General features: G+C 34.0%; 19 protein-coding genes and 1 other RNA gene. 13 read left to right on the top strand and 7 right to left on the bottom strand.

Annotated elements, in window-relative coordinates; all coding sequences use genetic code 11:
• Positions 1-2,826 (bottom strand): HYR-like domain-containing protein (locus tag BLP44_RS22260; RefSeq protein WP_317040804.1); only part of this gene is annotated, 2,826 nt, incomplete at its 3' end.
• An 827-nt stretch (positions 2,827-3,653) separates the two neighbouring features.
• Here BLP44_RS22260 and BLP44_RS22255 point away from each other — a divergent pair.
• From BLP44_RS22255 to BLP44_RS22230, 6 genes are all read left to right on the top strand, one after another.
• Entirely contained in the window at positions 3,654-4,139 is a 486-nt protein-coding gene (locus BLP44_RS22255) for a SixA phosphatase family protein (RefSeq protein ID WP_008467937.1), read from the top strand.
• A 5-nt stretch (positions 4,140-4,144) separates the two neighbouring features.
• Positions 4,145-6,223, top strand: coding sequence for a polyphosphate kinase 1 (gene ppk1 / locus BLP44_RS22250; protein WP_008467935.1), 2,079 nt, complete (start codon positions 4,145-4,147; stop codon positions 6,221-6,223).
• Positions 6,224-6,258: 35 nt separating this feature from the next.
• Positions 6,259-7,149 (top strand): Ppx/GppA phosphatase family protein, encoded by an 891-nt coding sequence (locus BLP44_RS22245; RefSeq protein ID WP_008467933.1) that lies wholly within the window; start codon positions 6,259-6,261, stop codon positions 7,147-7,149.
• A gap of 15 nt (positions 7,150-7,164) precedes the next feature.
• Positions 7,165-7,746: a TMEM175 family protein gene (locus BLP44_RS22240; RefSeq protein WP_091136456.1), complete on the top strand. Its 582-nt coding sequence runs from the start codon at positions 7,165-7,167 to the stop codon at positions 7,744-7,746.
• A gap of 3 nt (positions 7,747-7,749) precedes the next feature.
• The gene (locus tag BLP44_RS22235; RefSeq protein WP_091136453.1) at positions 7,750-8,310 is read left to right on the top strand and encodes a Crp/Fnr family transcriptional regulator; all 561 of its coding nucleotides are present in this window, start codon (positions 7,750-7,752) and stop codon (positions 8,308-8,310) included.
• Positions 8,311-8,648: 338 nt separating this feature from the next.
• Positions 8,649-9,227 carry an NAD(P)H-dependent oxidoreductase gene (locus BLP44_RS22230; protein ID WP_091136450.1) on the top strand — a complete coding sequence of 193 codons (579 nt, stop codon included), beginning with the start codon at positions 8,649-8,651 and terminating at the stop codon, positions 9,225-9,227.
• Positions 9,228-9,302: 75 nt separating this feature from the next.
• Here the strand turns inward: BLP44_RS22230 and BLP44_RS22225 are convergent, their stop codons facing one another.
• A complete protein-coding gene (locus BLP44_RS22225) occupies positions 9,303-9,719 on the bottom strand; it encodes a hypothetical protein (protein WP_035691956.1) in 417 nt (138 codons plus the stop codon).
• Positions 9,720-9,994: 275 nt separating this feature from the next.
• Positions 9,995-11,080 (bottom strand): DNA polymerase III subunit gamma/tau, encoded by a 1,086-nt coding sequence (gene dnaX / locus BLP44_RS22220; protein WP_066034110.1) that lies wholly within the window; start codon positions 11,078-11,080, stop codon positions 9,995-9,997.
• A 180-nt stretch (positions 11,081-11,260) separates the two neighbouring features.
• Here dnaX and BLP44_RS22215 point away from each other — a divergent pair, with 180 nt between their 5' ends.
• The 4 genes from BLP44_RS22215 (at position 11,261) to BLP44_RS22200 (ending at position 13,516) form a co-directional block, all read left to right on the top strand.
• Entirely contained in the window at positions 11,261-12,061 is an 801-nt protein-coding gene (locus tag BLP44_RS22215; RefSeq protein ID WP_091136446.1) for a hypothetical protein, read from the top strand.
• Between the two features lie 14 nt (positions 12,062-12,075).
• Positions 12,076-12,471, top strand: a complete 396-nt coding sequence (locus tag BLP44_RS22210) for an NIPSNAP family protein (protein WP_091136443.1) — start codon at positions 12,076-12,078, stop codon at positions 12,469-12,471.
• A gap of 186 nt (positions 12,472-12,657) precedes the next feature.
• Positions 12,658-13,137 (top strand): BON domain-containing protein, encoded by a 480-nt coding sequence (locus BLP44_RS22205; protein ID WP_066034113.1) that lies wholly within the window; start codon positions 12,658-12,660, stop codon positions 13,135-13,137.
• Positions 13,138-13,144: 7 nt separating this feature from the next.
• Complete coding sequence (locus tag BLP44_RS22200; RefSeq protein WP_066034114.1) at positions 13,145-13,516, top strand: LysM peptidoglycan-binding domain-containing protein; 372 nt, start codon at positions 13,145-13,147, stop codon at positions 13,514-13,516.
• 101 nt (positions 13,517-13,617) lie between these two features.
• Here BLP44_RS22200 and BLP44_RS22195 read toward each other — a convergent pair whose 3' ends face one another.
• Positions 13,618-13,911: an SH3 domain-containing protein gene (locus tag BLP44_RS22195; protein ID WP_008467915.1), complete on the bottom strand. Its 294-nt coding sequence runs from the start codon at positions 13,909-13,911 to the stop codon at positions 13,618-13,620.
• A 125-nt stretch (positions 13,912-14,036) separates the two neighbouring features.
• On the opposite strand from BLP44_RS22195, the gene rnpB reads away from it, so the two are divergent.
• Together rnpB and BLP44_RS22185 are read left to right on the top strand one after the other, a co-directional pair.
• An RNA gene (gene rnpB, locus BLP44_RS22190) (RNase P RNA component class A) lies at positions 14,037-14,379 on the top strand.
• 30 nt (positions 14,380-14,409) lie between these two features.
• Positions 14,410-15,660 (top strand): cation:dicarboxylate symporter family transporter, encoded by a 1,251-nt coding sequence (locus tag BLP44_RS22185; RefSeq protein WP_091136440.1) that lies wholly within the window; start codon positions 14,410-14,412, stop codon positions 15,658-15,660.
• A gap of 62 nt (positions 15,661-15,722) precedes the next feature.
• On the opposite strand, the gene BLP44_RS22180 is transcribed toward BLP44_RS22185, so the two are convergent.
• The 3 genes from BLP44_RS22180 to BLP44_RS22170 all read right to left on the bottom strand — a co-directional run bounded on the left by BLP44_RS22180 (position 15,723) and on the right by BLP44_RS22170 (position 18,069).
• Positions 15,723-15,917 carry a hypothetical protein gene (locus tag BLP44_RS22180; RefSeq protein WP_008467912.1) on the bottom strand — a complete coding sequence of 65 codons (195 nt, stop codon included), beginning with the start codon at positions 15,915-15,917 and terminating at the stop codon, positions 15,723-15,725.
• A 96-nt stretch (positions 15,918-16,013) separates the two neighbouring features.
• Positions 16,014-16,700: a response regulator transcription factor gene (locus BLP44_RS22175; RefSeq protein ID WP_008467910.1), complete on the bottom strand. Its 687-nt coding sequence runs from the start codon at positions 16,698-16,700 to the stop codon at positions 16,014-16,016.
• A gap of 10 nt (positions 16,701-16,710) precedes the next feature.
• Entirely contained in the window at positions 16,711-18,069 is a 1,359-nt protein-coding gene (locus BLP44_RS22170; protein ID WP_091136436.1) for a sensor histidine kinase, read from the bottom strand.
• Positions 18,070-18,201: 132 nt separating this feature from the next.
• On the opposite strand from BLP44_RS22170, the gene BLP44_RS23210 reads away from it, so the two are divergent.
• Positions 18,202-19,266 carry a TonB-dependent receptor gene (locus BLP44_RS23210; RefSeq protein WP_244511836.1) on the top strand — a complete coding sequence of 355 codons (1,065 nt, stop codon included), beginning with the start codon at positions 18,202-18,204 and terminating at the stop codon, positions 19,264-19,266.

Here is a 19,266-nt window from a genome sequence, read left to right as displayed (position 1 = left end):
CCAAGTAGGAGCAGTTGTATCTTGAATTGTAATTACCTGAGTGAAAGTGTCAGAAGTATTTCCGCAATCATCTTTTACAGTCCAGGTGTTGGTGTAAGTTCCAGCGTTTGCACAGCTTTCAGAAGCTACGAACTGACCACTTACTTTAATGATGTTAGAAACATCAGCATCGCATAAGTCAGAAGCTGTTGGGAACTTAGCCTGAGCAGAAGCAAGTCCAGATGCATCGCTGCATTCTAAAGTCACGTCTAGAGAACCAGCTTGTGTTGTCCAAGTAGGAGCAGTTGTATCTTGAATTGTAATTACCTGAGTGAAAGTTTCAGAAGTGTTACCGCAGTCGTCTTTCACTGTCCAAGTGTTGGTGTAAGTTCCTGCGTTTCCGCAACCCTCAGAAGCTACGAACTGTCCGCTTACTTTAGTGATATTGGTAACATCAGCATCGCAAAGATCAGAAGCTACAGGGAACATGGCTTGAGCATTTGCCAATCCAGATGCATCGCTGCATTCCAAAGTCACATTCAAAGCTGTTGGAGCAGTTGTCCAAGTAGGAGCAGTTGTATCTTGAATCGTAATTACCTGAGTGAAAGTAGCAGAAGTATTGCCGCAGTCATCTTTTACAGTCCATGTGTTGGTGTAAGTTCCAGCGTTTCCGCATCCTTGAGAAGCTACGAACTGACCGCTTATTTTAATGATGTTAGAAACATCAGCATCGCAAAAGTCAGAGGCAGTTGGGAATAAAGCCTGAGCAGCTGCAAGTCCTGCAGTATTGCTGCATTCTACAGTTGCATTCAGCGAACCAGCAGAAGTTGTCCATGTTGGCGCAGTCGTGTCTTGAATAGTGATGACCTGAGTGAAAACTGTTGAAGTATTATTACAGACATCTTTAGCAGTCCAAGTGTTGGTATAAGTTCCAGAGTTTGCACAAGTTCCAGCGGCGAAAGTTCCGCTTATTTTTGTATAAGTTACAGTTCCACCACAATTATCTGTGGCAACAGGAGCCTGATTTTGTGCTGCTGTCAATCCTGCGTTATTGCTGCATTCTAAAGTAACATTCAAAGCTGTTGGAGCAGTTGTCCAAGTCGGTGCTGTAGTATCCTGAATGGTGATCACCTGAGTGAAAACTGTTGAAGTATTATTGCAGACGTCCTTAGCGGTCCAAGTGTTGGTGTAAGTTCCAGAATTGGCACAAGTTCCAGCGGCGAAAGTTCCGCTCACCTTTGTATAGGTTACAGTTCCACCACAATTGTCTGTGGCAACAGGAGCCTGATTTTGGGCTGCTGTCAATCCTGCTGTATCGCTGCATTCTAAAATAACATTCAAAGCTGTTGGAGCTGTTGTCCAAGTTGGCGCAGTCGTGTCTTGAATAGTGATCACCTGAGTGAAAACTGCTGAAGTATTATTGCAGACGTCCTTAGCGGTCCAAGTGTTGGTGTAAGTTCCAGAATTGGCACATGTTCCAGCGGCGAAAGTTCCGCTCACTTTTGTATAGGTTACAGTTCCACCGCAATCGTCTGTGGCAACAGGAGCCTGATTTTGGGCTGCTGTCAATCCTGCCGTATCACTGCATTGAAGGGTAACATTTAACGCATTAGCTTGAGTTGCCCAAGTTGGCGCTGTTGTGTCGTTAACAGTTACTATTTTTTCACAAGTAGAACTACATCCATTTAAAGTAGTAGTTAATACTAATTTAAACGTTGTATTACAAGTAGAACCAGCTTGAACAGTCACGTTTTGTAAATTTGTCGCTGATGTGATTATAGCACCATTTGCAGTCGCAGGAGGCAAAGACCACGAATAGGTGGTCATACTGGCTGGAGCAGAATAAACATTAGAAGAAGATAAACATACAGGGCCAGCAGTACCAGTAATAGAACAGGCAGTTGGAGCATTTACCGTTACGGTTGCTTCACTTGTTGCAATGTTACTTCCAGAGCATAAACCTGAATTAGAAAATATTGCTCTGAATTTTGTAGTTTCTGTTAAATTACCTGTATTGTAAGCTGTTAAACCTGCAGTATTAGCAATATCTACCCACACTGAAAATGGAGCAACAGATGATTGCCATTTAATTACAGTAGAACCAGCATTGAGACCTGTTATGGTTAAAGCAGCACTAGCCCCTGAACATATAGTTGTGTTTGGTCCAACTGTTCCTTTTAATGGAATTCCAAAAGTAAGTGGAGTATTAGTACATAGACTTGAATTAGGTGAGTTACCACTAACAGAAGCTAATTTTGTAACGTTAATTACGCCAGGATTATTGGGATCGCAAATGTTAATTCCCAAACTTCCAAAAGGGACATTAAACTCTAAAAATGTAGCGCCAGAATTACAATTGGCTCTACCTGCCATTGCAGCTAGGCCTGCAGGGATAACATTAGTTTGAGTTTTAACACTGCCATTTCCCGTATATAAAGTAAAACCACTTCCGTTAGAATTAATTTCTAAGATATACTCAGCACCAGCTACACTAATGGTTCCCCCAAACGAATCTGAGGTTAATCCGGTTGATGAATTATTATCGGTATCTAAGTACAATCTAAAAAGTGCGGAACCACCATTACCAATGTCCATACCTAATCTTAAAACTTGATTTTGGGTATCAACTTTAGCGCGAATCGTCCCAATGTTACATGTTGAAGAAGGATTAGCTAATAATACTGTGCTGTAAACCGTTCCAGTTGCATATTCATCACCAACTGCACCTGGGCCAGGGCAGTAATTGCCATCATATGTATTTTGAGAATAGCCACTTGTAACAAATATTAAAAGCAACGTAATATAAACGTATTTAATATTCAAATTAATTAAAGTAATGTTTTTCATAATCTCTAATTTTTTTAATCTTTAGTAATTTTATTTTGAGATTCTTGAGTTATAATCCGTTTTAACTGATTATAAATTGCCGAGGCGTTCTTAATAAAAATTATAGTAGTGACTTAAAGATTTGGGCTGTAGAAAAAATGAGTGTTTTTGTTTTTTTTAGTTTTAGGTTAATGTTCAGTAAAAATCTCAAGAAGATGGAAAAACTGTTCTATTTATTTTTGTAATGGGACAAATAGGTTATTAATCACATCGTACATTTCTAACAAAAAAATAACTTACAATTTTGACACTTTTTAGGACCGTTGAAGTGACACTTTTTTATTCGTATAAATTGTTTCTTTGTTTTGTGATATATTTAATATTTTAACAGAATCAAAGTTATATTAGAGTTTTTCTAATATGATTTTTTTATCTGTAACTAACCTAAAAACTCGTTGAAGTGTTGTTTTTTTATCAAAAATTGACTTAAAAACACTTTTTTTTAACTCGAAAAAGTAGATTTTTTCTTTAAATTTTTTTGCCTAATTGATGATATTAAGTTTTTTTACATCTAATTAAGTAATTAATAATCAGGTATTTAGTTAAAATGTTGGAATATTTTAGAATATCGACTAAATACTAATTTTATAGATGAAGTACATAAAATGATTAAAAATTATTTTTTCGAATTTTTGTTGCCCTAAAGGTTTATCGGCTATTTATTCTTGTTAAAATTTTGTTATAATGTTAACAGAAATAAAAAAAAGAAATGGTTTAAAATTTCTTTTGTAAATTAGAACTTAATTAAAAAATGACCTGCAATTCAGGTTTTTAAAATTTTGCTACTTATGAAAAATCTTATATTAATTCGTCATGCCAAATCTAGCTGGGAAGCACCATTGAAAGATTTTGATCGTCCATTAATGAAAAGAGGAATTTTAGATGCGCATGATGTTTCATTAAATATTTCAGGGTATCTTCCAAAAACATATATTATTTGGAGCAGTACAGCTGTGAGAGCTACAGAGACTGCTTTGATTTTTGCGCAAAACTTATCCTATCCATTAGAAAGTATCATTTTTAAAGACGATTTATACACTTTTGATGAGAAGCAACTCGAAAAAGTTATTAAATCGTGTGATAATAGTTTTGAAAGCGTTATTCTTTTCGGACATAACGAGGCTATTACAAATTTTGTTAATAAATTTGGGGATGTTTTTATAGAAAATGTACCAACTTCGGGCTTTGTATCGTTACAGTTTGATGCCGAAAGTTGGGACACGATCCATAAGGGCAAAACACATAAAACTATTTTCCCCAAAGATTTAAAATAATTACAGTGTACGAACAGAAATATATCGATAGAGAAAAAAGCTGGTTAGCGTTTAATGCAAGAGTACTTCAGGAAGCAGCAGACAATACAGTGCCACTTTTAGACAGACTGCGTTTTGTTGGAATTTTTTCAAACAACTTAGACGAATTTTTTAGAGTTCGGTACGCGGCCATTCGACGATTAAGTCTCTCAGGTATTTCTGGCGAAAAATATTTAGGAGGTATTTCTGCTCACCAATTAATTAAAGATATCACTGAAATCGTAATTCAGCAGCAATCTGAAAGTTTGCGTATTCTAGGAAATATTGAAGCAGAGCTAGAATCTGAAAATATTTTTATCATCAACGAAACACAGATTACACCAAAACAAGAGTGTTTCTTAAAAGATTTTTATACCCAAAAGTTAAGTCCGGAATTGGTAACCATCATTTTAAATGATTTAGCGGTTTTCCCAATTCTAAAAGATACTTTAGGATATTTGGCAGTTCGTTTAGAATTGGCAAACGATGAGGTTCGTTATGCCTTAATTGAAATTCCAAAAAACATCAACAGATTTGTTGTGCTTCCATCTGAAGACGAAAAACAGTATGTTATTTTAATTGATGATGTGATTCGTTTTAAACTGAAAAACATCTTTAATATATTTGATTATAAGAGCGTTTCTGCCCACATGATCAAAATTACTCGTGACGCGCAATTGGACATAGACAGTGATTTGAGCAAAAGTATGCTTGAAAAAATTGCTTCGTCTGTAAAAGATCGCCGAATAGGAGAGCCTGTTCGTTTTATTTATGATAATTTAATTGAAGAAGATACCCTGCAATTTTTCTTAGATAAAATGAAAATTGTAGAGACAGACAGTATAATTCCAGGAGGAAGGTATCATAATCGTCGTGATTATATGAGTTTTCCAAACCTTGGTAGATACGATTTGTTGTATAAGCCAAACGAGCCACTGCCAGTTCCGGGTTTGAGTTTGGAGGGAAGTATTCTAGAAAAAATTTCTAAAAAAGATTATTTGGTGCATGCGCCCTATCAGTCATTTTCATATCTGACAAAATTCTTGCGTGAAGCGGCTTTAGACCCAAAAGTAACGAGTATTAAAATCACCTTATATCGTTTAGCTAAGAACTCTCAAATTATCAGTTCGCTGATAAACGCCGCCAAAAATGGCAAAAGAGTGGTGGTGCAAATCGAACTTCAGGCACGTTTTGATGAAGCTTCGAACATTTCGTATGCAGAACAAATGCAGACCGAGGGAATCGAACTTATTTTTGGTATCAAAGGACTGAAAGTGCACAGTAAAATTTGTGTAATCGAAAGATTGGAAGAAGGCAAAAACCGTCGTTATGGATTTATTTCAACTGGAAATTTCAACGAATCAACAGCAAAAATTTATACCGATGTAACGCTTTTCACTTGCCATCAGGGAATTTTAAAAGACACATCCAAAATATTTGAGTTTTTTGATATTAATTATCGAGTACACAGATACAAACATTTAATTGTGTCACCTCATTATACTAGAACTAAATTCATCAAACTGATTGATCGTGAAATTCTTCATGCGCTTGCTGGAAGAAAAACTCACATTAAATTAAAAATGAATAGTTTATCCGATTTTAAAATGATCGATAAATTATACGAAGCAAGTAATGCGGGAGTAAAAATCCAGCTTCAGGTAAGAGGAATTTGCTCTTTAATTCCAGGAATTCCAGGAATGAGCGAAAACATCGAAGCGATAAGTATCGTAGACAATTACTTGGAACATTCAAGAGTATATATTTTCGGAAATGCTGGCTTGACCGAAGTTTACATTTCGTCTGCCGATTTTATGACCAGAAATTTAGACGGAAGAGTCGAAGTAACCTGCCCGATTTACGACCTTGAAATTAAAAAAGAACTGATTGATAATTTCAATATTGCATGGAAAGGAAATGTAAAAGTGAGATATCATTCTTATAAATTAGATAATAAATATAAACCTAAAAATCATCATGCCCCATTTAGAGCACAATTTGAAACCTATAAATATTATCAGAATAAAGTAGCCCTATTAGAAGAGGTTCCTCAAAAAGTAAATTAATACTAAATACCAATTTTCAAAATCATAAAGTGAGCATGATTAATATTAGGAAGTTTGCAGCGATAGATATCGGTTCAAATGCCATGAGGCTTTTGATCGCTAACGTTGTGGAACAAGAAGGCAAAGAACCGCAGTTTAATAAAAGTTCCCTAGTTCGTGTGCCAATTCGTTTAGGACAAGATGCCTTCACGGTTGGAGAAATTTCACCAGAAAATATAGATCGAATGGTAGATGCCATGAAAGCATTCAACCTTTTGATGAAAGTACATAAAGTAGAGCGTTATATGGCATTTGCAACTTCTGCAATGCGTGAAGCTTATAATGCGAAAGAAGTCGTTGCTTTAATAAAGAAAAAAGCCGATATTAAAATCGAGATTATCGACGGTAAAAAAGAAGCCGCAATTATTGCTTCTACAGATTTGCATCACTTAATTAAATCTGACGAAACTTATCTTTTTGTGGACGTTGGAGGTGGAAGCACCGAATTTACCTTATTCTCTGACGGAAAAATGATTACTTCAAGATCTTTCAAAGCAGGAACCGTTCGTTTATTGAACAACATGGTTCATGACGTAGTTTGGGATGAAATCGAAAAATGGATTAAAACCAATACTGCAGATTATGATGAGGTAACGCTAATAGGTTCTGGAGGAAACATCAACAAATTGTTTAAAATGTCTGGAAAACAGCAGGAAAAACCACTTTCGTACATCTATGTTAACTCACAATATGCCTTTTTAAATTCGTTGACTTACGAACAGAGAATTGCCGAATTAGGTTTGAACTCTGATCGTGCCGACGTAATTATCCATGCGACTCGTATTTATCTGAATGCGATGAAGTGGAGTGGTGCACGACAAATTTATGTTCCTAAAATCGGACTATCTGATGGTATCGTAAAAGCAATGTATTACGGTAAAATTTAATATCTATTTTTTTAAATGAATAAAGGCAGACTTGAAGCTTTCAGTGATGGCGTTTTGGCAATCATTATAACGATTATGATTCTGGAAATTAAAGCGCCAGAAGGACATGAATTTGCAGATCTAAAACCACTTATCCCGAAGTTTTTGAGCTATATTTTGAGTTTTATTTACGTTGGAATATATTGGAATAATCATCACTACTTGCTACATAGTTTATCAAAAGTAAACGGAAAAGTATTGTGGAGTAATCTACACTTTTTATTTTGGCTTTCCTTAATTCCTGTCTCAACTGCTTGGATGGGAGAGCATAATTTTGAGAAAGCCGCAATGACAATGTATGGTGTTGTGCTGCTTCTTTCTGCAATCTCTTATATTATTTTGCAGTACACGATTATGTGTAGCGAAGGAAAGAATTCTGCTTTGAGAAAAGCGCTTAACAAAGATTATAAAGGTAAAATCTCCTTAGTTTTATATGTTATCGGAATTGTTACGGCATTCTTTAACCAGTGGATTTCTGGAGCAGCTTATTTTATTGTGGCCATGTTATGGCTCATTCCAGACAAAAGAATTGAGAGCGTTTTTGCTTCAAACGAATAAGATATGAAATTTGTTTTTCAGTCCATTCAAGATTTTTCTGCCTATGAATTAAGTCTTTTAGACAGTTTGATTACATTTCGAACAGTAAAAAAAGGAGAGCTTTTATTGACTGAAAATCAGGTTTGCAACGAAATAGTTTTTATCGAAAAAGGAATTCTACGTTCCTTTTTTGTCAATCATAAAGGCGACGAAATCACCAACTGTTTTGCTTTTGAAAACGAATTTATGGCCTCTTTTGCCAGTTTTATTACAAAAGAAAAAGCGGAAGAAAATATTCAAGCGCTTACTGATACAAAATTGCAGATCCTAGATAGAAAAGCTTTAGAGAAATTATACCAATCCGGTTTTAATTGGCAGGAAATTGGTAGAAAATTGACCGAATTAGAATTTGTAAACTTGCATAAAAGAATGGTTTCTTTTCAAAAACTATCGGGTACGCAACGTTACGAAGAACTTTGTAAAAATCATCAAAAGTATATTCAGCTAATCCCATTGCAATATTTGGCTTCTTATCTCGGAATCACACCAAGACATTTAAGTCGAATACGAAAAGCAGTTGTGTAATTAATTCTCTCGCAGATTTAGCAGATTTTATTTTAACTAGTTAGGCTTAAAATATTTTAGCTAAGAGATCTGCGTAAATCTTTTATTATTTTCTAAATCTGCGCAATCTGCCAAATCTGCGAGAAATAACCTTTTCAGATCACTATAGTCTATATGTTTAAATTTAGATTTTTTCAATAGACTTTTTCATAAAAATAATTCTATGTTTCTATGTGTTTGAAATTTTAGCATTAAAATTAAGAATCATTTTATCTGTGAAATCTGTGGGAAAAAGTCATTTTAGGACATTTGTCCAGTAAAAGAAAATGTACTAATAGTATTTTTGAAAAAACATAAACATGAAAAAAATACTGATTATAAACGGACATCCAAACGCTGAAAGTTTCAATTTCGGAATTGCAGAATCGTATCAAAAAGGTGCTGTAGCTTCTGGAGCAACAGTAGAAACCATTACAATTGCCAATTTAAATTTCAATCCAAATCTCAAATTTGGTTACCAAAAAAGAACAGATCTTGAGCCAGATTTATTAGAATCGTGGGAAAAAATAAAAAGAGCCGATCATTTGGTTTGGATTCATCCCGTTTGGTGGGGCGGACTTCCTTCGCTAACGAAAGGGTTTATCGATCGTTTGTTTCTGCCAGGAATGGCTTTCCAGTATCGTGAAAACTCAGTTTGGTGGGATAAATTGCTCAAAGGTAAAACAGCTCACATCATAACAACCCTAGATCAGCCAAGCTGGTATTATAAATTGTTTTTTGGAAGACCAAGTGTCAATCAGTTAAAAAAATCTACTTTAGAATTTTGTGGCGTAAAACCGGTCAAAGTAAGCTATATCGGAATTATAAAAGGTTCTAATGAAGAACAAAGAAAAAAATGGCTAGAAAAAGTCTATAATTTCGGAGTTAGAAACAAATAATTTGAATGATTATTTTTAATAACATGAAATAGAAAAAAATAATAGATTTAAAAAAAAATCGTGGCTATTAAAAAATTAATCCTTCAAGTCCAATCCAAATGTTGTGCGTAAAAGTTCAATATTTGGGTTGATTTCCAAGAAACGATTGTAACGATCCTGATTGTTATAGCTTCGTTTCATTTCAACTTTTTCATTTACAATAACTTCAATAGTAATATCGTGATTATGTAAATGACCTTTTAGATGACCTAATAAACCATTCATCTGGCTTTCAAATTCCAGTTTAGAACCCTCGTTTGGCAATTCGTATGTAATTCTCGTTCCATCCAAAACAGGATCGTTGATCAATAAAATAGATTCCATGATTTTTAATCCCTTTTGACCTAAACGCTCTGCATATTTGTTCCAATGAAGACGCATATCGGTTTCGTTAAATTCTTCGGTAGGTAATACAGAAGAAGGTTTAACATACGATTTACTGCTTTCTTCCATTTCTTTTTTCTTGCGAATGCTGGCAAGAGAAAAGGCAGAAACTTTTGGAGCGCCGTTTGTTTCCGTTTTTGGAACTTCAGGAGCCTGAACTTTTGGAGTTTCAGTAGGAGCTTGAACTGTATTTTGGATATTTACAGATGCAGCATTATTAATGCTATTGACATTATTTTTTTCTTCTGAATTTGGAATTTGGGATTTTGTATTTGAATCTTCTTTACTTGGACTTTGGACTTCAACAATAGAATAACCTCCATTTTTAAAGTAAACGGGCGGAATTATGAATTGCTCAACTTTTTTTTTTCTCCATCAAAGTTGATAGAGGCCAATTGCATCAAGCATAATTCAACTAAAAGTCGCTGATTCTGACTCAATTTGTATTTTAAATCGCAGTCGTTTGCAATGTCAATTCCTTTCAGTAAAAATTCCTGAGAACATTTTTGAGATTGAACTGCATACATTTGTTGTGCCTGTTCACCAACTTCTAATAAAGCAATAGTTGAAGGCGTTTTGCTTACCAATAAATCTCTGAAATGTGAAGCTAAACCTGCAATAAAATGATGCCCGTCAAAACCTTTAGCCAAGATATCATTGTATGCTAGTAAAAGTTTCGGAATCTCATTTTCCAGAAGTAAATCAGTAATCGAAATATAAGTTTCGTAATCTAAAACATTTAGGTTTTCGGTTACAGCCTGACGTGTCAAATTTGTTCCGCAGTACGAAACTACGCGGTCAAAAATAGACAAAGCATCACGCATCGCTCCATCTGCTTTTTGAGCAATAATGTGCAGTGCATCGTCTTCAAAAACGATTCCTTGACTTTCAGCAACATCCGCCAAATGTTCTTTAGCATCTTTTACTGTAATTCTTTTGAAATCAAAAATTTGACAGCGAGATAAAATCGTTGGAAGAATTTTGTGCTTTTCTGTTGTCGCTAAAATGAAAATAGCATGTTTTGGCGGTTCTTCTAATGTTTTAAGAAAAGCATTAAAAGCGGCCGAAGACAACATATGAACCTCGTCAATGATATATACTTTGTATTGTCCTGTTTGTGGCGGGATTCTAACCTGATCGATAAGGTTACGAATATCATCAACCGAGTTGTTTGAAGCAGCATCTAACTCAAAAACGTTAAAAGCGAAATCTTCAGTAGGATCGTCATATCCAGGCTGATTTATTTTTCGAGCCAAGATACGAGCGCAAGTAGTTTTACCAACTCCACGCGGTCCTGTAAATAAAAGAGCAGACGCTAAGTGATTGGTTTCTATAGCATTCAACAAAGTGTTTGTAATGGCTTTTTGCCCCACAACATCCTTAAAGGTCTGCGGGCGATATTTACGTGCCGATACTACAAATTGTTCCATATTCTCTTTTATTGGATAGCAAATATAGAGTATAATTTAATGATTTAAAAATTTAAAAATTGAAAGATTTTTAAGTGATTGAATTGTAGAAAGAAAAAATTATTATCTGCAACGTTTAAAGAAAAAGTAATACTTTTAATGCAAAATATTTAACAGCCTATTTATTATTAATTAGAAAGTATGAACGCAAAACAAATCGTCAAATTAAGTAATATTATCGGAATCACCTCTATACTTTTATTAGTGTATTGGGTTTTTACATTTATTGTAATTGAGGTTTTCGGATTAAAGGTTTTTAGAGAAAATATGACCGAAAGCTTTTATTTGAGCATTCTCGGAATTCTTGCTCTCATGGCCGGATCTCTAATAGTGAATCTCATGTTTAACTTGACAAGAATTGCCGAAAGAAAAAATGAAGATGAAGTAAACACCAAATCAAACCGACGCAAGTTTGCTGTCTTGCTTTTAATTTTCCCGTTAATTTTAATTATACTTTTTGGCGGTGATTATTTGACTTCTGCTAAAAAAGAAAAAATGCTAATTAGTTCTGCAAAATCTATTATAGAATCAAACAAAGCAAATAGTGACAAACTTCTGAATTATACATTTTCTAAATCATACATTAAGGAAACAACCGGAATTTTAAGAGTCTTGTCTTCAACAGATAAAAACTTTCCGAGTGTGACTTTAATTGTAAAAGATTCCATTAAGGATTCGCCTGTTTTTCTTGGTTTTAATGCTTATTACAATGAAAGTTTGGATACAAATGATAGCATACAGCCCCATAAAGTGAACTATATTTATCAGACAACTAAAGAGGAAAGAGCTTATTTGAATGAGGTTTTTGATAAAAATAATGAGGAATTAAGATATAGTTCAAGTAAAGGAAATTATGAATTGTTTTACCCTTATAAAAAGAATGGAAAAACAATTATTATTTATTTTTCTGAACAGCAGCGATATGGTAAATTAGGAAGCTGATAAATTTATAAGGTATGAAGAAGTATTTTCTACTATTAGTTTTACTTGCGGCATTTAATGTAAAAGCCCAAAAAACTCGAACGAGTCCAATTTATCAATTTCGAATATATGAGATTTTCGAAAGTAATAAAAAAGAGTTTCACGAACGTTTTCGCGATCATGCTATGCGTATTATGAAGAAATACAACTTTAAGATTATTTCGATTTACGAATCAAAATCAGATAAGAAAACGGAGTTTGTCTATTTTCTAGAATGGCCAAATGAAGTAACGATGAAAAAAGCTTGGGAAGATTTTAGAAAAGACCAAGAATGGATCGATATCAAAAAACTATATACCGAAAAATATGGCGATGCACTAGGGAATATAGAAGATAGGGTCTTGACTAAACTTGATTATTCGCCTAATTAGAGTTTTATAGATTGAATTTATTTTAACCTTAAATTGAAAAATTTGAGGTTTTTTTATGTGCCTCTTTTAAGAAAAGAGCAAAATTCAATTAACTGAAAAACTTATAAAACTCACAGTAACATCCTATAATCTTTTGATGCTTAATCTTTTTAATTTTAAAAATGTAAATTATTAAAAGAGAGTATTATGAAAATGAGATCCATTTTATTAGGAATGAGCCTTAGTATTGCTCTGGTATCATGCAAACCTAGCGATGCTGATATTGAAGCAGCAATTAGAGAAAAACTCGGTGACGTTGCAACGATACAAGTTGCTGTACATGATGGCGTTGCAACAATAGCGGGAACTTGCGAAGACGAAATTTTCAAGAAAAATATTGAAAAAAGCGTACGAGCAACCAAAGGGGTAAAATCTGTAATAAATACCTGCGAATTGGCAAGAGCCAATCAAGAGCCAGCTGCGGCTACTGTTGTTATTAATTCTGATGCCGATTTAGATAAATCGGTTAGCAAAGTTGTAGATGCTTACGACGGCGTTAGCGCTACTGTTGTTGGCGGTGTTGTCACGCTTTCAGGTGAAATTAAAAAAGACAAATTACAGCCTTTAATGCAAAGCATACAGGAATTGCATCCGAAAAAAGTAGACAATAAATTAACTATTAAATAAGGATGTTATGAGTATACAGGATAAATACAGAGAAGTAATCGATTTAGCATCTGAATTAGGAATCGAAAATTTACAGGTAAGAGAACAAGATAATGTGCTTTATATTGATGGGACAGCAAAATCTGCTGCAGATAAAAATAAGCTTTGGAATGCTTATGAAAAACTCGATCCAGAATATAGATCGGCTGATGTGGTAATGAATATTGAAGTTGAGGAAGGTGTTTCTAGAGAATATACAGTCGAAATAGGAGATTCTCTTTCGAAGATTGGAAAAGCGTATGGAGTTTCCTGGCAAGATATTTTTGAAGCCAATAAAGACATCATTTCAAATCCCGATTTAATTCAGCCAGGTTGGAAATTGAAAATTCCAACACCCTAAAATTGGCAAATTCCAATAAAAAAAATCCAAATTCCAGTTCTGTATTAATACAATTGGAATTTGGATTTTTTTATTTTCAAGCTCTGGATTGGATTTTAAAATTACCTTCCTCTAATGCTTAAATCAAATAAAAACTTTGCTGTTTCCTGGTCCGAATCGGCTGAGAAACCAGCAACATAAACTCCTTTTTTGCCCGAAGTCGACTTAATTCCGTATACAACTGCCTCATCTGCTGGGTCTGACTCACCCTCGTATCGATACACATGAACAATTTCAAATTTCTCAGGATTCTTTTTAATCGCATCAGCATTTCGATTAAAATCGCACGTAAATCCTTTTTCATTCAATTGATCTAAAGCTTTTGAAACAGTTGCGTAATGATACATTCTTTTCATGATAAACTGAATTTAAAATTATAGATTTCTAAAGATAACTATTTTAAAATTAAAAAGTTATGATAAAATTCATAAAATCTGAAATTTAAAATCATTATTGTTAGTTGTTAAATCGCTACTTTTGCAGCGCAGACCGCCTTATCGTCGCTCCGATTTTATCGGAGGGGAGGAAAGTCCGGACACCATAGAGAGGCATAGCGGGTAACGCCCGTCGGTTCTCTCGTTTTTTGGAACGAGAGGATTAGGACAAGTGCAGCAGAAAGTATGTACAGGTAATGCTGTAGTGAAACCAGGTAAACTCTATGCGGTGAAATACCAAGTATATCGGCATTTAAGGGCTTCTCGTTCGTTGCCGAAGGGTAGGTAGATTGAGTCCATCAGTAATGGTGGATCTAGATAAATGATAAGGTATTGTCTTGTTGCAAAATAAGGCAAGAACAGAATCCGGCTTATAGGTCTGCATTTTTTATATATTTGTGAACTATCTAACTTACTTTCATGAATATTACCATTCCAAATCCATCTTCAAAAGCTAAAAAAAGCCTTTTTAGAACTGTTGTTACCAATCTTACTTTTTGGGTTTTAATTGCTATCATTTCGGGTGTTTTACTTGGACATTTTTCTCCTGAAAATGGTGTAAAAATGGAATTTTTAGGAAAGAAGTTTATTCAGCTGATTTCGCTTTTTATAGGTCCAATTATTTTTCTAACGATTGTTTTGGGAATTTCAGGAATGGGAAATCTGAAAAAAGTAGGACGTATCGGGGTTAAAGCTTTAACTTACTTTGAAGTGGTTTCGACCGTTGCTCTTGCAATTGGTGTAGCAGTCGCTTATTTATTTAAACCTGGAAAAATTGATAAATCGGGATTGACTTTTGGCGATGCAAGCCAATATACAAATGGCGCAGCAAAGGATTTTTCTTGGTTGCAGTTCTTTTTGTCCAATTTTACGCTGCAGGTTTTGTTAGCGGCTATTATCTGCGGAATCGCCTTGAATTTTTATCAAAAAAGAGAGCAGACGATTTTAGTTTTGGAGCGATTTTCTAAAGTGGTTTTCTTCGGATTAAAATATGTAATGTATCTCGCTCCAATTGGTGCTTTTGGCGGAATGGCATATACAATAGGAAAATTTGGTTTGGCGACGTTAATTCCGCTTGGTAAATTGATGCTTTGTGTTTATTTGACCATGGCATTATTTGTCTTTTTGGTTTTGGGAAGCATATTAAAATATTATAAAATCAGTATACTTTCAATTTTAAAATATATCAAAGAAGAACTTCTGCTCGTTCTCGGAACTTCATCTTCTGAGGCTGCTCTGCCAAGTATTATGGTAAAACTAGAAAGAATGGGATGCAGTAAATCGGTTGTGGGTTTGGTGATTCCGACTGGTTATTCTTTTAATCTGGACGGAACTTCAATTTACCTTTCGATGTCGGTGCTGTTTATTGCGCAATTATATGATGTGCATTTGAGTTTCTTCGAAATCCTGACCGTTATAGGAATTCTGATGATTACTTCAAAAGGCGCGGCAGGCGTCACGGGAAGCGGATTTATTGTTTTAGCATCAACCTTAACGGCATTGCATAAAATTCCAGTCGAAGGTTTAGCATTTTTATTGGGTGTAGATAAATTTATGAGCGAAGCGAGAGCTATTACCAACTTAATCGGAAACACGGTCGCGACGATCATAATTTCTAAAACAGAAAGAGATTTTACTGATTTGGATTTGAGTAATAAAGTTGCGGAGTGACAGAATAACAAAGTAACGAAGTGACAAAGAATTTAAAACTTTGCCACTTTGTTACTTTAGAATTAAGATTCATCTTTAGTTGTTCGCACCAAGCTTATGCCCGACATGAAAAAGACAATTCCTAATATTCCGTAGATAATAAGCGATTTGATATCTCTGGTTTCTCCAGATGTGCCGGCAAAAATAACGGCAGTATAAATAAGTCCTACTATTCCGAGGATTGTAAGCAATCCGCCGAAAAATCTTTTTAGGTTCATAATTGTTAGATTTAAAAGTTCTCTAACAAAGTTAAATTTCCATAAGTTAATTGCTGTTATACAATTGCTTATGAAAAATTATATGATTTTCAGAACTTATTTTTCTATTTTAAATTCCAATCCGATATTTCGAACACTTTCAATTTTAATTTTAGGATCTGAATTGAAGTACTTTCTAAGCCTGCTGATAAAAACATCCATGCTTCTTCCTGAGAAATAATCATCTTTTTTCCAGATCGACATTAAAATCTGATCTCTTTTTAAGAGTTGATTATGATTCAAATATAAATATTCGATAAGAGAAGCTTCCATTTCTGTAAGTTGCTGGACGTGATTTTTATTGTTTAGCGTTAAGCGTTCGTTATCAAAAATATACGAACCAATTTCGATTATATTATTTCCATCCAGACTTCTTTTTTGCTCGATTCTTTTTAGGATATTCTGCAAACGAAGAACCAACTCATCAACTTCAAAAGGTTTTGCGATATAGTCGTCTGCACCAAGTTTTAGACCGATGATTTTGTCTTCTTTAAGCTTTCTCGCCGTTAGAAAAATAAAAGGAATTTCTGGATTGATGGTAATTATTTTTTCGGCCAATGAGAATCCGTCCATTTTAGGCATCATGACATCAAAAATGCAAATATCAAAAACCTGATTTTTAAAATAGTCTAAAGCTATTTCGCCGTTTTCTGCCCAAATTACTTCAAATTGATGCAGTTCTAAATACTGTTTTAAAATCGCCGCAAAATCAAAATCGTCTTCGGCTAAAAGTAATCTTTTCAAAATAAGGGAATTAAACTTTTAATAAAATAGTAAACTGAGCGCCTTTTCCTAAATCGCTAATAACGTTTACAGAACCTTGATGCGCTTTTACGATTTGATCCACATAATACAATCCTAAACCTAAGCCTTTAGTATTGTGCAGATTTCCTTGTTCGACACGATAAAATTTCTCAAAAAGGAAGGCTTGTTTGTTTTTGGCAATTCCAATTCCGTCGTCTTCAAAACTTACAGAAAATTGCTTTTCTACAATTCTGGTTTTTACAGTAATCGTGCTCGAACCGTATTTTACAGCATTTTCCAAAACATTTAAAAAAGCGGTTGTCAAATGGAATTTATCCAAAACCAAAATTGTCTTTTTAGTCTGAAAATCGGTCTTCAAAGCAATTTTAGGGAAAGCAATCTTAAAATCATTTGCGATAGAAAGCAGGAAATCTTCGGCTTCTATTTTTTCTTTCTGCAATTCAAGTTCATTTTCAGCCAAAGAATTCGCCATAACCTGATCAATCAAATTCTGAAGGCGATTGTTTTGGCGTGAAATTGTACTCACAATGGCATTGAAATTTTCGTCGTTGTCACGAATATTCTTCTGCGCTAAAATCTTTGTCGAAATTCCTAAAGTTGCCAAAGGCGTTTTAAGTTCGTGTGTGATATTATTGATAAAATCAGTTTTAACGTCGCTGACTTTTTTCTGTTTAATCAAAGCTTTTAAGGCAATGACAAAAAGCGTAATTAAAGTCAAAATTGAAAATAGAGATAGAATCAAAATAAAAGTCATTCGTCTCAAAATAATCATTTCCCAATCCATAACAGAAACGTACATTGAATCTTCTGTCAGCAATTGATATTCCTGATTTTCAAATGTTCCGTTGGTTGTTCCAACATAATTTCTCACTAAAAAAGCATGATTTAAAGAAGCAAGATTTCCGTATAGTTTGTTTTGAATAAAAGGCTTTTCTGAGAAAATGGTATCTGCTTTTTGAGCGTTTTTGTACAAAATGAATTTGTTGAGTACAATGGCAAAATCAATCTTGAAATTAGGCAAATCCCTTTCAAATTTTCGCTGAATTTCTTGTGTTATGGCACTCTGATATTCGTTTTGTAAAACACCAATTTTGATATCCAATTTGGTGTTTTTTCCTTTTATGTATTTTTCAGAAAGACTTTTGTAAAGCGCTTCTTTTTTTGCCACAAAAGCCGAATCAATATCACTGTAATTGTTTGAAATCTGAGCAATTTCATTTTTAATCTGTGTATGAAACTGCGCCACTTTGTATTCGTAGGCTGTTTTTACTAAATAACATTGCACGGTCATAAGCACAATTAATGCGATGACAGAAAATGCGATTAGTAAATTGATTCTTTGTTTCATACTCCTAGAAAATTCTGTTTCAAAAATACAGCTTTTACCAGACAAATGGCAGATTAACTCTGCATTAACCTACGATTAACTTTCGGAACTAGGTTTTCAAAGCATTTTTGCAGCAACACTAATCAATTTAAAATGAATATTTATCTGCCCTTAAAACTTCTTATTACACTTTTATTTTTTGGTCTTTCCTATGTTGCTGGTGCCCAGAGTGTAACACCAAAAGATTCGCTTACAAATCAATTGGATGAAATAGTAATCAATAAAGAGAAAAAGACATTTACAAATTCAAACGGAAACATAAAAGTTGATGTTGCCAATTCGGTTTACAATTCCATTCCAAATCCAGTCGATTTGCTTTCAAAATTGCCAAATGTTCTAGTAAGCTCAGATCGTGAAAATATATCTGTAGTTGGAAAAGGGACGCCGTTGATTTATATTGATAATCAGAGAGTGGGAATAAACGAACTGAACGCTCTGTCTGTGAACGATATTAAAACAATCGAAATCATTCAAAACCCGTCATCAAAATATGAAGCAGAGGGACGTGCCGTAATTTTAATTAACAGAAAACTAAGCCGAAAAGAAGGTTTTAAAACTGATATTTCTGAAACGGCTTCGTTTAAAAAGAATTTCAATAATTATTTAGGATTCAATTCCAGTTTCAAAAAAAACAAACTGGAATGGAAAGCCAATTTTAATTACAACCGTTTAAATCCTTGGGAAAATCACAGTATTGCATACCAGATTCCGCAAGCATCTATTATTTCAGATTATGATGTTTCTGCTACTACTTACAGAAATCAATATGTTTTTGGCGCAGGTATATTTTACAAAATAAATGAAGAAGATTATTTGTCTATCAATGTAAATGGCAAAAGGCAAAGCGATACTTTCGACATTAACACATTTACATTTAATCAGACTCAAGATGAAATAAATAATGTTTTTACTTTCAGTGATAATGCTAGTGATAAGAATTTTATCAATTCAGTTGTAAATTATTCAAAGAAAATAAAAGCCATTGATACTAAATTGTTTACTGGTTTTCAAGTGTCAAATTTTAATCAGCATTTGTGGAGTTTAGTTCAAAATAGTTTTAATGAAAATGCATTGGAGTTATCTCAAAACCGCGATCAAAAGTTTAATGTCGATGTTTTTTCAGGAAGAATTGATTTAGAAAAAAAAGTTCAAAAATGA

It is taken from the genome of Flavobacterium anhuiense (assembly GCF_900101855.1).
Classification (GTDB): domain Bacteria; phylum Bacteroidota; class Bacteroidia; order Flavobacteriales; family Flavobacteriaceae; genus Flavobacterium; species Flavobacterium anhuiense.
Note: the sequence above shows the minus strand (reverse complement) of the source record. Positions and strands in the feature narration are given on the sequence as shown.

What these genes read in the sequence shown, in the direction of transcription:
- BLP44_RS22200 (WP_066034114.1), top strand. Translation starts at nt 13,145, where the DNA reads ATGAGTATACAGGATAAATACAGAGAAGTAATCGATTTAGCATCTGAA.
- dnaX (WP_066034110.1), bottom strand. Translation starts at nt 11,080, where the DNA reads ATGGAACAATTTGTAGTATCGGCACGTAAATATCGCCCGCAGACCTTT.
- BLP44_RS22170 (WP_091136436.1), bottom strand. Translation starts at nt 18,069, where the DNA reads ATGAAACAAAGAATCAATTTACTAATCGCATTTTCTGTCATCGCATTA.
- BLP44_RS22185 (WP_091136440.1), top strand. Translation starts at nt 14,410, where the DNA reads ATGAATATTACCATTCCAAATCCATCTTCAAAAGCTAAAAAAAGCCTT.
- BLP44_RS22215 (WP_091136446.1), top strand. Translation starts at nt 11,261, where the DNA reads ATGAACGCAAAACAAATCGTCAAATTAAGTAATATTATCGGAATCACC.
- BLP44_RS22230 (WP_091136450.1), top strand. Translation starts at nt 8,649, where the DNA reads ATGAAAAAAATACTGATTATAAACGGACATCCAAACGCTGAAAGTTTC.
- BLP44_RS22180 (WP_008467912.1), bottom strand. Translation starts at nt 15,917, where the DNA reads ATGAACCTAAAAAGATTTTTCGGCGGATTGCTTACAATCCTCGGAATA.
- BLP44_RS22205 (WP_066034113.1), top strand. Translation starts at nt 12,658, where the DNA reads ATGAAAATGAGATCCATTTTATTAGGAATGAGCCTTAGTATTGCTCTG.
- BLP44_RS22210 (WP_091136443.1), top strand. Translation starts at nt 12,076, where the DNA reads ATGAAGAAGTATTTTCTACTATTAGTTTTACTTGCGGCATTTAATGTA.
- BLP44_RS22225 (WP_035691956.1), bottom strand. Translation starts at nt 9,719, where the DNA reads ATGGAAGAAAGCAGTAAATCGTATGTTAAACCTTCTTCTGTATTACCT.
- BLP44_RS22235 (WP_091136453.1), top strand. Translation starts at nt 7,750, where the DNA reads ATGAAATTTGTTTTTCAGTCCATTCAAGATTTTTCTGCCTATGAATTA.
- BLP44_RS22255 (WP_008467937.1), top strand. Translation starts at nt 3,654, where the DNA reads ATGAAAAATCTTATATTAATTCGTCATGCCAAATCTAGCTGGGAAGCA.
- BLP44_RS22240 (WP_091136456.1), top strand. Translation starts at nt 7,165, where the DNA reads ATGAATAAAGGCAGACTTGAAGCTTTCAGTGATGGCGTTTTGGCAATC.
- BLP44_RS22245 (WP_008467933.1), top strand. Translation starts at nt 6,259, where the DNA reads ATGATTAATATTAGGAAGTTTGCAGCGATAGATATCGGTTCAAATGCC.
- BLP44_RS23210 (WP_244511836.1), top strand. Translation starts at nt 18,202, where the DNA reads ATGAATATTTATCTGCCCTTAAAACTTCTTATTACACTTTTATTTTTT.
- BLP44_RS22195 (WP_008467915.1), bottom strand. Translation starts at nt 13,911, where the DNA reads ATGAAAAGAATGTATCATTACGCAACTGTTTCAAAAGCTTTAGATCAA.